The 16,320-nt window shown below is 45.2% G+C and carries 7 protein-coding genes; all 7 read left to right on the plus strand.

Features of this window, described 5'->3' with window-relative positions:
• Window positions 1-4 precede the first annotated feature (4 nt).
• The 7 genes from DR864_RS23930 to DR864_RS23960 all read left to right on the plus strand — a co-directional run bounded on the left by DR864_RS23930 (window position 5) and on the right by DR864_RS23960 (window position 16,292).
• Entirely contained in the window at window positions 5-379 is a 375-nt protein-coding gene (locus tag DR864_RS23930; RefSeq protein ID WP_114069329.1) for a LytTR family transcriptional regulator DNA-binding domain-containing protein, read from the plus strand.
• Between the two features lie 215 nt (window positions 380-594).
• Window positions 595-3,384: an ATP-binding protein gene (locus DR864_RS23935; protein WP_114069330.1), complete on the plus strand. Its 2,790-nt coding sequence runs from the start codon at window positions 595-597 to the stop codon at window positions 3,382-3,384.
• Between the two features lie 424 nt (window positions 3,385-3,808).
• Window positions 3,809-6,808: a hybrid sensor histidine kinase/response regulator transcription factor gene (locus DR864_RS23940; RefSeq protein ID WP_162794093.1), complete on the plus strand. Its 3,000-nt coding sequence runs from the start codon at window positions 3,809-3,811 to the stop codon at window positions 6,806-6,808.
• Between the two features lie 26 nt (window positions 6,809-6,834).
• Window positions 6,835-9,627 (plus strand): ATP-binding protein, encoded by a 2,793-nt coding sequence (locus DR864_RS23945; protein ID WP_162794095.1) that lies wholly within the window; start codon window positions 6,835-6,837, stop codon window positions 9,625-9,627.
• Window positions 9,628-10,108: 481 nt separating this feature from the next.
• Window positions 10,109-11,071, plus strand: coding sequence for a c-type cytochrome (locus DR864_RS23950; RefSeq protein ID WP_114069333.1), 963 nt, complete (start codon window positions 10,109-10,111; stop codon window positions 11,069-11,071).
• 150 nt (window positions 11,072-11,221) lie between these two features.
• Window positions 11,222-15,835: a beta strand repeat-containing protein gene (locus DR864_RS23955; protein ID WP_114069334.1), complete on the plus strand. Its 4,614-nt coding sequence runs from the start codon at window positions 11,222-11,224 to the stop codon at window positions 15,833-15,835.
• Window positions 15,836-15,887: 52 nt separating this feature from the next.
• Window positions 15,888-16,292 carry a LytTR family DNA-binding domain-containing protein gene (locus DR864_RS23960; RefSeq protein ID WP_114069335.1) on the plus strand — a complete coding sequence of 135 codons (405 nt, stop codon included), beginning with the start codon at window positions 15,888-15,890 and terminating at the stop codon, window positions 16,290-16,292.
• Window positions 16,293-16,320: the final 28 nt, after the last annotated feature.

Consider the following 16,320-nt stretch of genomic DNA (forward strand, 5'->3'; position numbering starts at 1 on the left):
AAGAATGACAGCAACGGCAGGATTAGTGGTGGGAGAAAGCGTGGTGTATTTGCCACGCTTTCAGACCAAGAGGGGCGAGCGAGCAATCGACCTGAAACAAATTGTGTACTTAAGTGCGCTGAGCAATTATACTATTTTTCATTTAAACACGGGAGAAGAGGTAATGACCACGCTATCGTTGAGTAGCTATGCTTTGCTGTTAGAAACTCGGGGTTTTATTCGGGTTCATAAATCGAACCTTTTGAACGGACATTATTTGGGTAAGTGCCGATTGGTGCGGAGTGGGGAGTTGATGTTGCCCAATGGAAAAGTCATTGAGGTGGCCCGTCGGAGGCGAAGCTCATTAAAGAAAATAGCAAAAGAGAAAGGTAAGGAATGATTTAGTTTTATTTTGGTTTACAGGGCTGCTAAAAACCTCTAATTAAAAGGTATATAAGAAGCACATTTGAAGTTATCTGTGAACACAAATAATAACAATAAACCTACGATACAGTAGACCTATTTGCTGTTTTAGTGGTAATAATCATATATTTGACGTTAAACTCAACTTGCGGAATAACAAAATACGTGCAAGTTTGGGGCAAGTACAAGTATATGAAAAACCTCGCCTTTCTTGTTTTTTTGCTACCGTTATGGGGAAGTGGTCAGACGCTTGATCTTGTTTCCAATACCGAAACCTACCCGATTACTCCTGCGGCGGGTTTGTACAAGGATATTTCTGGACAGCTTCCATTTGGGCAAATCCAAAAGCAAAAGTTTGAAATAACGCGTAAATACGGACTTCTGTTTCCTTTCAGCGAGGCGGCTTCGTGGCTTAAAATAGTATTGACCAATCGCAACCCAGCGCGTAAGCAATGGGTGTTGGAGTGGAACAACCCCATGGGAGAGTCCGTTGACTTTTATATTTCCACTCCCAACGGCACCTTCCAAATCAAAAAAATGGGAATGGTCAATACTGAGAATCGGATTTTAATGGCCGAAAACAGACCTTTTGTCGAGTTTGATTTGGGTTTTCAGGAAACCAAAACCATCTACATCCGCGTAAAAGGGCAGCGGGCGCATTTTGCCTCGGTCAATCTCTATTCTACGCAGGCCTACAATCGCCACGATTTGATTCAGACCAATGTCTACGGCTTCATGTCGGGGGCCATCGCCGTTCGTTTATTTTACGTGTTTTTATTGGCCTTGTTTGCTGTCAAAGACAAGGATTTTAGGCAGTATTCGGTGCTTTTGGTGGTTCGTTCGATTGCATTTTGGGGGTTGCATGGTATTTTGAGCAATTTTTTTTCGAATCCGTCGACCGCTCTTACGGTCAGTTTTCTTTCGTCGCATATCCTGCCGCTAGGGTTGATTGTCGCGTTTAGGGTCATATTTCCAGGTAGGCGATTTCCTAAATGGGTCGAAAGCGTCCTAAAACTCATTATGGTATTAAACATTCTTTTGGCGATCATTATCTTATTTGGGTATCGCTGGCAGTGGATTTTGGCAAGTACCTACTTGGTGATTGCCACGCAGGTGTTTATTTTGGCCATGTACGTTTTTGCTATTATCAAAAAATACCCCATTAATTGGAATTATTCAGTGGCGTATCTGCTTGGCATCGGCAGTTATATTTTTGTTCAAATGCGGTTGGTGGGATGGGTGAGTTTCCCGTGGATATCGCCGGTAGCACTGCTATTTTTTATCCTTGAATTTCTGGTCTTTGGGTATTTTTTGGGAAGAATTATCATTGATTATGAGCGTAATCGGGCGTTGTCGGTGCAAGAATTGGCCTTTACCAAAGAACAAACTCAAAGGGTGCAGGAATTGGATCGTTTGAAAACCCGTTTTTTTACCAATATCTCCCACGAGTTTCGTACGCCGCTCAGCCTTTTGACGGGGCCACTGGAAGAAATCCAACAAAAGTACCCCAAAGAAGGAATGATACCGATGATGCAGCGCAACGTAAAGAGATTGCAATCGCTTATCAATCAGTTGCTTGACTTGTCTAAGTTAGAGGCGGGAGAGTTTAAGGTTGAAGCGCGTTACGGCGATATTACGGCGTTTTTTGGGTATATTTTCTCGTCTTTTGAGTCGTTGGCCCAACACCAAAATATTCACTTCAATGTAAGCCAAAGTCGTCGTTCTTTTGAGACGTATTTTGATGCTGACAAACTCGAAAAAATTACCACTAATCTCCTTTCAAACGCCTTTAAATTTACCCCTGCCAACGGCAGAATAGACATGCGGGTTTTTTATCAAACCATTGATGGAGAAGATAGGCTTTTGTTGGAAGTGGAGGACAATGGCATCGGGATTGATGCCGAGCGATTGCCCCGAATATTTGACCGTTTCTACCAAGTTGACGATACCGCCCAACGCAAATTTGAGGGGACGGGTATCGGATTAGCTTTGGTCAAAGAGTTAGTGGATTTGTTCAAAGGAAAAATCACGGTCAAAAGTGAAGTGAATCAAAGTACGGTTTTTCGGGTAGAGTTGCCGTTGCCAAAACCAAAAAATGGCCTAAATACGGAGTTTATGCCCAAAATTGCCCGTGCGTATCCCCCTAATTCAGCGGAGCCGTTGCAACCTGAGCGCCTTGCGGTAGCGGATTTGCCTCAGGACGCTACCAAGCCCATGTTACTAATTGTCGAGGATAATCCCGATTTGAGACAGTATCTGTACGGTTTATTTGAGCCGCATTACCAAATTGTAGAAGCCATAAACGGCCAAAATGGCTTAGATTTAGCTTTTGAGCTGGTGCCCGATGTCGTAGTCACCGACCTGATGATGCCCCTGCTCGATGGCTTTGGATTATGCCAACGACTAAAATCCGACCAACGCACCAGCCATATACCAGTGGTGTTGCTGACGGCCAAAGCCACCTTGTCTGACCGCTTAGAAGGCTTTGAACTAGGAGCAGATGACTATTTGCAAAAACCGTTTAATAAAGAAGAATTGTTGGTGCGGGTCAGGAATTTAATTCAACAGCGGGCTATTCTTCGGCAGAAGTTCAGCCTCATGGAACCTCCCATGCCGAAGCTAACCGCTGGAGCACCCGAAAATTTAGATAATCAATTCCTTAAGAAAGCCCAAGAGATTGTAGAGGTTCATTTGGGCGATAGTAGCTTTGATGTGGAAGAATTCTGTAAGGAAATGGGCATGAGCAGGACCAATCTGCACCGTAAATTGAAGGCTTTGACGGATGCTTCTACGACCGAATTTATCCGTACAATACGTTTGCAACGGGCAGCGCAATTGCTGTTGCAACGTACCCATACCGTGTCGGAGATTGCCTACCGGGTTGGTTTTGAGAGTTTACCTTATTTCTCCAAATCGTTTCAGGAGCAGTTTGGAATGCCGCCGTCGGACTATTCCCATAAAAAAAATGAAGCACTCAATTGAGGCGGAAGGATAGAGTTAAGGGTTCTGAGGAAAAACCGCATCCTTTCAGGATAAAAATGGCAAATAGCTGACGGTTTGGGAGCGTTAGAAGTTTTTTGATAAACTCCTTTATCGCGTGTTTCACGGGGTAAATTTAGGAGAAATAGGCAGATTTTAAGTAGTGTCCTATTTAGGATATGATTATTGTATGTTATGGCTTTATGGGCTATTTTTGGGCAATTCGTTGGTGGTACCGCAATGATATGCCGTTTTTTTATAAAAAAGGTCATTTGGTTGCACTGACGAAGATTTGAAATGACTTTTCAGGTGGATTTTAAAAGTCTTTTTTGTATTCCTAAAAGTGTTTTTGGATAAATGTCGGATGTCGCCGTGTGGGTATATTTTACGGAGCAATGACCACCAAAATATAAAGAATTGGATAACTATGCGTTTATTTTCTACCATACAAACGAAAGAATCTACCACTGACAATCATTGGCTTACTGCTTTTTTTATAGCAAATTTCTCTCGCCCTTTGTTGTTGTTTGGTTTTTTGATACTCACTCTCGGTTTGTTGCCAAAGGCGGCCTTTGGACAAAAAAAAGTTGACAGTTTCTTAGCCCTTAAAGGGCAGGCCCGTTTGGATAGCCTAGAACTCTACTACGTATCGGTGTGGGAAGATTTGGACAGTACTACGGCTTTTAAAGAAATAAATTCTGTCAGAACCTATGCTGATAAAACCAGAGATGAATTTCTCGTGGTCTATTCAGAATATTTAAAAGCGCGGTATCATCTCAGGGGGGTAGAACGAAATTTGAAAATCGTTTACGCCTACCTCAAGGAGATTCAGGCAACGCTAAATAAACAAAAACCAAGTGCGCTCACGGAGCGCTTGAATGCAGATATTGAGCATTATTTGGGGGGTATTCTATACATCGAACGTACAAACTCGGTTAAAGGAATTACGCACCTTCTTTCGGCGGATTTGACCTATCGAAAAATAGGATACGAAAATATCCAGTTTGCCGACCGCCGACTTGCTCATCTGGGGCTCTATTATCAGGTAGAAGTGGGTGATTATAAAACGGCCATGGGGTATTTTAAAGAGGCTGAAGCTTATATTTATAAAGACCCTATCGACAAGTACCGAATTGCTTTTTACAAAGATTACGCAAATTGTTTTGCCAAACTGAAGCAGTACGATAAGGCTATTATGTACAATAAATTGGCAATGGCGCAGATTCGTCTCAAAAGAGACAGCCTTAAAGTCGGGACCATCAGCGGCAATATCGGTGAAATTATCCTCAATGAGTTTGCTAACCCCATTGAATCGGAGCCTTATTTTCACAAAGAATTGCTGTATCGACAGCGCTATAAACCCCATGGAATAGATGACATTGCCAAAGTGTACGGAAACTTATGCCAGGTAGCTGGGATAAAGAAAAACCGAGATGAGGTGTTAAGTTATTTTAATAAAGCCCTCAAAACCATTGAAATGTACGAAGACACGGTTGACCGGCATAGCGTCTTGATGTCTATCTACCGAAATCGCATGGCGGCCGATACGCTGCTGGGAGATTATAAAAGTGCCTTTCGGTACGAAAAATTATACTATGAAGAGTTAATGGCGAGCCTGCGTCATAACTTGAGAGTGGCTACTTCGGAAGCTTCTATTAAGTTTGACGTTGAGAAAAGCAGGTTGCGGGCCGAGCTTGCCAACCAGCAAGCCAAAAATTCCCGCTTCTGGGTGTTTGTCATTTCCTTGCTACTATTGGTGGCGCTGATTGGTGGGTATTTCTTGTATTATCGACAGCGGGCCAAGAAAGAGGAACTCGCCCAACGATTGTCTTTTGAACAAAAAGAAGCTGAACGCTTGGCGGAGTTGGACTTGCTTAAGACCCGTTTTTTTGCTAATATCTCCCACGAATTTCGAACCCCACTGACGCTTTTGGTGGGGCCTTTGGCTGATTTTCAGAAAAAATACCCCACTGAAGCGATGATTCCGGTCATGCAGCGAAATTTGGTTCGGTTGCAGGTGTTGATTAATCAACTGCTCGATTTGTCGAAATTGGAAGCGGGCAAGATGGAGCCGCAGATTCAATACGGCGATTTGTCGCATTTTTTTCAGTATCTGTTTGCCTCCTTTGAGTCACTGGCTCAGAGCAAAAAGATTGTGTTTCAACGCTCACAGAGCCATGAACATCAAATGGCTTATTTTGACGAGGATAAACTGGAAAAAATTGTCACGAATTTACTTTCCAACGCGTTTAAGTTTACGCCTGAAAACGGCCGCATAACCGTTGAAATCTCCTATGTTTCATCTGCCGAAGCTCTGGGTGGGGCATTGACCACCATTACCGTGGCAGACACTGGTATCGGCATTGATCCCCAACGACTGCCACGTATCTTTGACCGTTTTTATCAGGTTGACGATAGCCAACGACGGGATTACGAAGGTACGGGTATTGGGTTGGCGTTGGTGAAAGAACTAGTGAACGCCCTTCATGGGACGATTGAGGTAGAAAGTGCTTTAGGAAAAGGCACGGCCTTTGTGGTTAATTTACCCTGTGACCAAGCCCATTGGGGAGACCGAGTCCTCAATGTGGAAGCCAATCGAATGCTTGAAAAAAGAGCCATTCTACCTTTGATTGAAGAACCCAAGGTGGCTATTCCCACCACCGCTACGGCTGATTTGCCTATTTTGTTGATTGTGGAAGATAACCCTGATTTACGCCAATACGTACAGGGTATTTTTGGTGAGCATTATCAGGTCGTAGAAGCGCAGGATGGAGAAGACGGATTGAAAAAGGCCATTGAATTGGTGCCAGATATTGTGATTTGTGATTTGATGATGCCACGCCTCGACGGTTTCGGTTTTTGCAAAGCACTGAAAACCGATCTTCGCACCAACCACATCCCGGTGGTGATGCTCACCGCCAAAGCGACGCTCGAAGACCGTTTGGAAGGATTAACGCTCGGAGCAGATGATTATTTGGCGAAGCCGTTTAGCACGGATGAACTCCGAATACGGGTGCAGAACTTACTACAACAGCGGTTGGTTTTACAACAAAAATACCGCCAAACTGTCGTGCTGGAAGAGCCACTCCCAATGGCTGAAACGGTACTTTCAATGGATGACATGTTTTTGGAAAAAGCACTAGGAGTAGTAGAACATAATAGCGCTGACAGTAGTTTTGATGTGGAGACTTTTGCCGAGGCCATGAGCATGACGTCGGTGCAGCTAAGGCGTAAGCTGAAAGCCCTGACCGGCCAAACGGTAACGGTGTTTGTGCGAAATTATCGCCTGGAAAAAGCCGCGGAATTGCTGCGCATCCGGGCGGGAACCGTATCAGACATTGCCTATCAAGTAGGTTTTGAAAGCCTGCCGTATTTCTCCAAAGTATTTCAGGAAAGGTTTGGAAAAGCGCCATCGGAGTGGCATTAGAAAAGGCGATTGAAAACAAAATGATTATGAATAAGTACAAGTGGTCAAGGATAATTCTTTTTACGCTCTTTTGTTTTGTTAACTACGAAGGCTACCCGCAGGATATTATCTTATCATCTGACCAGAAACTGCCTATCAATATTACAACCTCGATAGAAATTTTCAGAGACTCCTCTGCACAGTTGATTTTAGGGCAGGCAATCACCAAAAACTATCAAAAGTCCACAAAAGACCATTTTATTTTCCCTTACACCAACGATACCTTTTGGGTACGATTTAAGCTAAAAAACACCAATTCTCAAAACAGAAACTGGTTTTTGGTGTGGGGGAATCCATTGGTTGAGCAGCTTGATTTCTATATCTCAGATAGCACCAACCAGCGTTTCTTGCACAAGCAACAAAAAATTCTGACCCTTGAAAAGGAAAGAAAAATGATTGACCAAGAACCCAAATTCGCTTTTGAGCTAGGCCCGCAACAAACCAAAACGGTCTATATCAAGCTCACAAGCAAGCGCGGGCATTATGGTAATTTGAGAATACACTCTGCCGAGTCTCATTATAAATCCAGATTGGATGATTATGCTGGTCAAAGTTTTTTTAATGGCTTGGTTATTTTTCGCCTTTTTTTGGTGGTTTCGCTGAGTCTATTTGTTATCAAAGATTTGCCTTTCCGACTCTACTCTCTGCATACGGTCATCAAGACTTTTGCATTTTGGGGTTATTTGAACATCGCGGGGCCCCTTTATACTGACAATCCAGATGTAGCAAAAAAAGTAGATTTTCTCTTCTACAACTCGATTACCATGGGGTCGGGGCTTTTTATTTTATTTACATTAGCCCTTAACAAACTTCCCAAATGGCATTCAATCCTGATTGGCTTTATATTGGTTTTTACCGTGTTTGATGGGATTATCGTCTTTTTCGATTATCAATGGTATTGGCTAAAAGCAGGGTTGTATACCATCGTTTTCTCCGCTATTTACTTCATCATTTTGTACATTTATTGTATCATCAAACAAATCTCCATTGGCAAATACTACGCTCTTCCATTTATCTTGGGGTTGATAAGCTATTTTTTGCTGTATGTACGATTATTGGGTTGGATAGAGTATCAGCCAATCTATGGCATTGCGTATCTGCTTTTCATGGGAGAAATTTTCGTTTTTGTTATTTTCTTGGGACGGATTTTTAGAAATACCGAACAGAATAAACGCCTGGCCGAACAACAATTAACGTTTAACATCGAACAGTCGGCCCGTCTCAAAGAGCTTGATACGCTCAAAACTACTTTTTTTGCCAATATTTCTCATGAGTTTCGTACCCCGCTCACGCTCATTTTGTCGCCGCTGAATGACTTGCAAAGGGAATTTCCCAAGCGTGAAATATTTCGCATCATGCAGCAAAATGCCGAGCGACTGTTGGCTTTGATTAACCAATTGCTTGATTTGAGTAAATTAGAAGCAGGCAAAATGACGGTGGAGATACAACAGGCTGATTTGTCGCAGTTTTTGCGGCAGCTGCTCGCTTCGTTTGAGTCGTTGGCGCAGAGTAAAAGCATTGTTTTTCAGTACGAACAGAGTCATCCTACCCGAATCGACTATTTTGATGCCGACAAACTCGAAAAAATCGTCACCAATCTGCTTTCCAATGCCTTTAAGTTTACCCCTGAGAAAGGCCGAATTGAAGTGCGGGTAGATTATACCGAACGCGACTGTATCATCAAAATCAAGGACAGCGGTATCGGGATTGCGACCGAGCGCCTTCCAGTTATTTTTGACCGGTTTTATCAGGCGGACCAAGGCAATAATCGAAATTTTGAAGGAACAGGCATTGGCTTGGCGCTGGTAAAAGAATTGGTAGATGTGTTGCGGGGCCGTATTGAAGTGAAAAGTGAATTGGGAAAAGGGAGCACTTTTGTGGTAACATTGCCCTGCGATGCCGCCACTTGGAGCCAATATTTGAACAAAAATGAACCCGTGAGGATGGTTGAAAAAACAGCGACCTTTGAGCAAATCGTCAATTATTCCGTATTGGAGGGGGCGGCTGCGGCGGAGGGGGGGCTTGATTTGCCCATCTTGTTGATTGTGGAAGACAACCCTGATCTAAGACAATACGTACGCGGTATTTTTGGCGAGCGCTATCAGGTAGAAGAAGCGCAGGATGGAGAAGAGGGATTAAGAAAGGCCTTTGAGTTGGTGCCTGATATTGTGATTTGTGATTTGATGATGCCCCACCTCAACGGTTTCGGGTTTTGTCAAGCGCTGAAAACGGACCCGCGTACCAACCACATTCCAGTGGTAATGCTGACGGCGAAAGCAACGCTCGAAGACCGTCTGGAAGGATTGACGCTCGGCGCGGATGATTATCTGGCCAAACCGTTTAGCTCGAATGAACTCCAAATACGGGTGCAAAATCTGTTGCAACAGCGGCGGCTTTTGCAACAGAAATACGGCCAAAACGGTGTGTTGACTAACCCATCGCCGGCTGCGTTAAAAGGGCCTTCGATGGATGATGTGTTTTTGGAAAAAGCACTTAAGGTGGTAGAGCGTTCAATTGCCGACAGCAATTTTGATGTAGAGACCTTTGCCGAGGCCATGAGCATGACGTCGGTGCAGCTAAGGCGTAAGCTAAAAGCCATAACTGGCCAAACGGTAACGGTGTTTGTGCGAAATTATCGTTTAGAAAAAGCCGCGGAATTGCTGCGCAGCCGGGCAGGAACGGTATCAGACATTGCGTATCAAGTAGGTTTTGAAAGCCTGCCGTATTTCTCCAAAGTATTTCAGGAAAGATTTGGTAAAACGCCGTCGGAGTGGAACTGAAAATGCTCTTTTGAAGGGTTTCTTTCCTTTTATTACTTAATTTTTTAAAAATCAATACGCGTTCAAATCGGTTTTTTGTCAGTCCGACTCAACCGCTCAAGCCTGTGCTTGAATGTTACCCTTCCAGTACTAAAAAAGCCATATTTCTTCAAAAAAAGGCTTTTTGTTCAAAATGAGGAAAAGAAAGTTCAAAATGAGGAAGAGAAATCGACTTCTGTTCTGAGAGCCTTTGTGCCCTTTTTTTTTCGGTCCAGAATGAGGAAGAGAAAGTCCAGTTTGTGCTAACACTTGGCGAGCAAAATCGACCAATTTTGTCTCATTCACTCACCCAAACAGTGTTGTGTTTTCCTAGACCGTTTTTTAGAACCATACTCAATTTATGATGAAATACGTATTGAAGCGCTCTTCATTGCGGCGAGTCGAGATCGCCTGATGATGCAGAAGTCTATACGTATCGTTGCAAACTCTATCACAACGAAACATGAAAAAAATAGTAACTCTTCTGCTCAAAGTCGTGGCCGTTTTGTTGGCCGTGGTTGGTCTGGTCCTGTTGTTTGTCAACTTCCGAGGGGTACCTTCTTACGAAGTCAATATCCCCGAAAACATCAAAAACGTCAAAGTAGAAGTAACCCCCCAGCGGGTAGCACGTGGCGAAAAAATAGCCTTAGTGATGTGTAATGCCTGCCATGCCAACCAAGACAACCGATTGGTAGGTAAGCATATTGACGACTTGCCAGCGGAGTTTGGTAAGGCTTATTCGCTCAATATCACCCAAGATGCCGAAGATGGTATCGGGAGCTGGACCGATGGAGAAATCATGTATTTTCTCAAAACGGGAATCAAACGTAACGGGCAGTACGCACCCATTATGCCCAAATTTCCGCGCATGGCCGACGAAGACTTGAAGTCAATCATTGCCTATTTGCATTCAGACCGTTTTCCCGTTCAAGCTACCAAAGGGGAAGGGCATGAGCAGGAGCCTAGTCTTTTGCTCAAAGTACTGACGAATACCGTAATGAAACCCATTGAGCCCATTACGAAACCGATTTTGGTGCCTGATTCAACCGACAAGGTGGCGTTTGGAAAGTATATTGCCAACGATCTCATTGCGTGTTACGCCTGTCACTCGGGCGATTTGGCCAAGGCAGACCCGCTTCATCCCGAAAAATCGTTTGGCTTCTACGGAGGCGGCATCAAAATGCCCGATTTGGAAGGCAAAATTGTTCCTACGGCCAATTTAACCTTTGACGAGGAGACGGGTATCGCCAAAAAATACAATGAGGAGCAGTTTGTTCATGCGGTTAGATTTTGTAAAAAACCTGACGGGGGCATTTTGCGCTACCCCATGCAGCCTCATATCACCCTGACTGACTATGAAGTCAAGGCCATTTTCGCCTACCTTAAAACAGTGCCTAAAATCAAGAATAATGTCAATGCACTCTAGGTGCGCGGTTTTTGTACCTATTAACAACCTTTCGTGGTAGAAAGAGGAAAAGTCGGGGGGCGATATTATAACCTAAAATCAATCCCCGCTTTTCAGTTCTCCCTCGAAGTTAATAAGCCTATCTCACCCTTAGCATTTTCTTTCTACCAAATGAAAAAACTCTTTTACTTCGTCGTGACTTTGCTCACGAGTCAACAACTTTGTGCCCAGATCAAAACATGGAATGGCTCCGTAAGTACTGATTGGTACAACGCCGCCAACTGGACTCCCTCCGCTGGTGCAACCGCCGGTGCTCCTACGGCAACCGACAATGTCTTTATCACTATCGCAAGTCCGGACCCCATCATTGCATCGGGAAATGCCGTGGCGAAATCCATCAATATGGATGTGGTGGGCAGTGCATTGACCATCAACAGCGGCGCAACATTGACGGTTTCTACAAACGGTGGTGATGCGGTCAGTGTAATAAGGGGCACGCTGACCAACAACGGTACCCTTTCGGTGACCAACACTGCCACTTTTACCTCTGGTCTGGAAGGGATGTCTTTGACCACTGGAGGAACGGTAATCAATAGTGGGATATTGACCATCAATGCGGGGGAAAATGTGGCCCTCAACATTGCAGGAAGTACGTTTACCAATCAAACGGGCGGAAATGTTACCTCAAACGGGCGGGATGTGATTCGTATGAGCGGTGCTGGTGTGAGTTTTACCAACGCGGCGGGGGCGACTTTCACGGGAACCTCCACTAATTCGGGAATTTTTGCCCAGCCAGGCTCAATCACGAACGGAGGTACAATGGATATTACTGGTTCAGTAGAACTCTATAATATGACGGTTTTTACTAATTCGGCGTGCGGGAAGTTTAAAGTAACTGGCGCTTTCTTTAACCAGTCGGGCAGTTCCCTCTCCAACGCAGGGTTTTTACACGTTACGGGGACATTATCCAACAATGGCTCAGCAACCAATACGGGAGTGGTGAAGTCTGCGTCGGGAACGATACCCAATTCTGGTAACGCTTCGGTCAGAGTAAATGACACGCCCACGCCTATTTTTACCTACGGCGGCACTTTCAACGGAATCATCAATGGGATTTTTAAAGATGCCTTGGCCAACGAGTCGGCGGGGACTTTTACGGCGCCCAATACCTTTCTGGGGGATAATACCCTGCCTATAGGTTCTCAGACACTTTACGCCAAAATCACGCCCAACGGCGGTGCCTGTTTTTACATTGTCCCGTTTATGTTTGTGTACACGCTGCCGCCTGCTTTTACCACTCATCCGGCCAACGTGGCGGTGTGCAGCGGATCTCCTACCTCGTTTACGGTGGCTGCTACCGATGCCGTTTCGTATCAATGGCAAATCAGTACCAACAACGGCAGCAACTGGAGCAATCTTTCTAATAATGCAACGTACTCGAATGTAACGACCGTGACGCTGAATATCAGCAGCTCAGCTGGGCTGGGCAGCTCTATCTATCGGTGCGTGGCCACGGGTGCTGGTGGAACCACCAACTCAAACTCGGCCTCTATCACCCTCAATCCAGCCACTACTCCGCCTTCGACGGGGACCATTACCTGGACTGGAGCGGTCAGTACCGATTGGAATACGCCCTGCAACTGGTCGCCAGGTAGTGTGCCCACGGTTGACAATGAAGTGCTTATCAATAACGTTGCGAATGACCCCGTGATAGCCTCGGGAACCACGGCCAATACGGGCTATATCACCCTAAGTACGGGAGCTGTATTGACAGTGAACAGCGGAGGGGTTTTGAACGTGAGAGGCAACACTAACGATGGAATGAGGCTTGTTGCTGCCACCTTTACCAACAACGGTACGACGGATATTCAACGCCCAGGAGGTTTACCCTTTGCATCAGGAGGGATTTATTCACAAACGGGTTCTGCAGTAAACAACAGCGGAACGCTCACTGTTAATTCCGACGGAGCTCCTTTTTCAAATGGCGGAGGAACGTTTAATGTAACTAACAACAGTGGAGGGGTGTTGAATGTCATCAACGGTAATGGGTTTACTTCCACTGGAGTATCTACCAATAGAATTACGATAACAAATAATGGCACAATCAACAGCAACTGTAGTTCCATAAGTGGATTCTATTCTTTCACAAACAATGGCATTGTAAATATAAACACTGGAGGTATTACGGTTGCGAGTAGTAAATCATTGACCAACAATGCCTGCGGTAAAATAGTCGTAAGTGCGGGGAATTACACCAATGCTGGATCTACCACTAATGCGGGTTTTATCCATGTAATCAATGAAATATACACAACTTCAACGTTTAATAATACAGGAATACTGAAATACGGAACCGTTGCGGGGACAACCAATATTTCAAATACGGGTACGTCGGCAATCATTGTTAAAGATAGTCCCACGCCTATTTTTACATATGGAGGTGCTTCCTACAACGGTACCATCAATGGCATTTATACTGATGCAGCAGCAACAAATTTAGCTGGCACATTTACCCCTTTGAATTCCTTCGTGCCAGATGCAGGCTTGCCCATCGGTTCTCAAACACTTTATGCCAAAATCACACCCAGCGGTGGTGCCTGTTTTTACATTGTCCCGTTTGTGTATGTGGTTTTGCCAACCTTTACGGCTCAACCTTCCAATGTTATAAGATGCTCGCCAGAGGCGGCATCCTTTACGGTATCGGCAAATCAAGCTACTTCTTACCAGTGGCAAGTAAGCACGGATGGCGGCACCAATTGGACCAACATCACGGCCAACGCTATCTATACCAATGTGACCACTACCACGCTGAATGTCAGCAATACGGCAGGCTTAAACACTTATCAGTACCGGTGCGTAGCAACAAACACTGGCGGTTCTGTCAATTCTAATGCCGCCCTATTGACGGTCATAACGGGCGTAAATACCCCGACTGGCACGCTTACTTGGACGGGCACTTTCGGGACAGATTGGAGTCAGGCCTGTAATTGGTCGCCGGCCAGTGTGCCCGCAGTAGGCAATGACGTAGTCATCCCCAATACAACCAACGACCCCATCATTGGGGCATCAACCAATGCAGTGGCCAAGTCGGTAGAAGTTCAGGCCGGAGCTTTGTTGACCATTGCCGCCAACGGCAGCATTACCGTAAATGGCTCCAAAACGGTGTCAAGTATCGTGGCGGCGTTTCATAACATCGGTACAACCGAAAACAACGGGATAATTAGTATCGGTACTACGACCAGCTCAGGAACCAACGGTTTGTTAAATAAGGGAACCTTTAACAACAATGCCGCCGCCGAATTGAGAATAGATAATGCCACTTCGGCGGGTTTAAATAATAACGCTGGAACGTTTAACAATGTGGCCAAAATCATTGTAGGCTTCAACACAAGTACGGGAAGTAACGGAGTGAGTAATTCAAGTACGTTTAATAATCAATCTACCGGTGAAATAAGAATAGATCGAACGACCAATAGTGGGTTTGCCAATAGTGCTGGAACGACTAATAACTACGGAAAAATAATCATCGGGGCCAACGCTGCATTGACTAATAATGGCTTTTTAAATGATGCTACTTTTAACAACAATTTGGGCGGAGAAATTACGCTCGATAGATCAAGCGGCTCTGGGTTGTTTGTAAGATCGGGGACATTTACCAATGCGGGAAAAATAACCTTGGGCTCGATAGCCGCTATAGGAAGTTCTGGGATGCTGGTTGATGCAACATTTACCAATACTGCTACGGGAGAAACCACCATCACGAATACAAGCACAGGGATTTACAACAGGAGCGGCACCGTAAACAATGCTGGGCTCATCACCTTGACCTCTTCCCCTACTGGCCTGAGAAATTCCGTCACGTTTACCAATCAAAGTTGCGGTAGACTAAACGTATTGAATGCGTTAAACAATGACGTAGGAGCAAATTTTACCAACCTGGGGTATGCCTTTGTGGGAGGTAACGTATCGGCGAGTGGTACCTTTACCAACAACGGTGTGTTGATAAAAGGGTCTGTTTCTGGCACCATTATCAACGCCACCAATCCTTCGTTGATTGTCAATAATAACCCCACCAACAGCACGATCTTTACCTATGGAGGTACGTACAACGGCATCATTGATGGTATTTTTACCGACCCCAATGCCACCGTTTCGGCTGGGATGTTTACCTCGCCCAATACCTTTACGCCCTCGGGAGCGTTGCCGGGTGGCTCACAAACCCTCTACGCCAAAGTTACCCCGAGTGGCGGTTCCTGTTTTTACGTAGTTCCATTTACGTACGTAGTAACAATCCCTGCCCCAGTTTTCAGTGTTCACCCGAGTAGCGCAAACAAATGTGCTGGAGTAGCAACTTCGTTTACCGTAGCCGCTGCCAATGCCTCATCGTATCAGTGGCAAATAAGTACCAACGGAGGCAATAATTGGGCAAACGTTGCTGCATCGGGAGTTTACACCAACGTCACAACCACAACCCTCAACATCAGCAACGTAACTGGACTTAACGGCAACCAATACCGCTGTGTGGCTACGGGAGCAGGAGGCAGTACCAACTCAAACGTGGCAACGCTGTCAGTAATTCCAGCCACCCTGACGCTGGTGAGCCCTACCGACGACATCAACACCAACGCAGGCACCAAACAAGCTGCTCAAACCATCACGGCCACCAACAAACTGACGGCACCCGCCCGCGTGAGCTATCAGGCAGGCAATGCCATCACGCTTAGCCCAGGTTTTGCGGCAGACAACGGGGTAATCTTTCTCTCCCAAATAGGAGGGTGTAATTAGTCTTGAATTGTTTTACCCTACTTTTTTCAGAACGACTGCAATAGTAAATAATATGAGTGTTCAATCATTTATTCCAACGATTGATAGTGCGGTGTATTTGCCGCGCTTTCAAACCAAAGAAGGCGAGCGGGCCATCGACCCACGCCGGATTGTGTACCTGAGTGCGCAGTTGAATTATACGCTGTTTTACCTAGACGACGGCGAGCAGGTCCTGACGTCGTTGTCGCTGAGTAGCTATGCCTTGCTGCTGGAAGACTACGGTTTTATCAGGGTACATAAATCCCATTTAATCAACGGCTATCACTTGAGTAAGTGCCGCCTAAACCTCAACCGGGAGCTTCGCTTGCCCAATGGTAAGGTAATCGAAGTGGCGCGCAGGCGCCATGTGGGGCTCAAAAAAAGGATAAGTAGTCAAGTGGGGAGTTGCGCCCAAAAATCTTTTACTGCTACCATCTAAAAGGATTAAAAGGACCTTTTCCACGACC

The organism is Runella rosea (assembly GCF_003325355.1).
Classification (GTDB): Bacteria; Bacteroidota; Bacteroidia; order Cytophagales; family Spirosomataceae; genus Runella; species Runella rosea.

Bases quoted from the DNA above. Each gene is read 5' to 3' on its own strand.
- DR864_RS23930 (WP_114069329.1), top strand. From the start codon at position 5: ATGACAGCAACGGCAGGATTAGTGGTGGGAGAAAGCGTGGTGTATTTG.
- DR864_RS23935 (WP_114069330.1), top strand. From the start codon at position 595: ATGAAAAACCTCGCCTTTCTTGTTTTTTTGCTACCGTTATGGGGAAGT.
- DR864_RS23940 (WP_162794093.1), top strand. From the start codon at position 3,809: ATGCGTTTATTTTCTACCATACAAACGAAAGAATCTACCACTGACAAT.
- DR864_RS23945 (WP_162794095.1), top strand. From the start codon at position 6,835: ATGAATAAGTACAAGTGGTCAAGGATAATTCTTTTTACGCTCTTTTGT.
- DR864_RS23950 (WP_114069333.1), top strand. From the start codon at position 10,109: ATGAAAAAAATAGTAACTCTTCTGCTCAAAGTCGTGGCCGTTTTGTTG.
- DR864_RS23955 (WP_114069334.1), top strand. From the start codon at position 11,222: ATGAAAAAACTCTTTTACTTCGTCGTGACTTTGCTCACGAGTCAACAA.
- DR864_RS23960 (WP_114069335.1), top strand. From the start codon at position 15,888: ATGAGTGTTCAATCATTTATTCCAACGATTGATAGTGCGGTGTATTTG.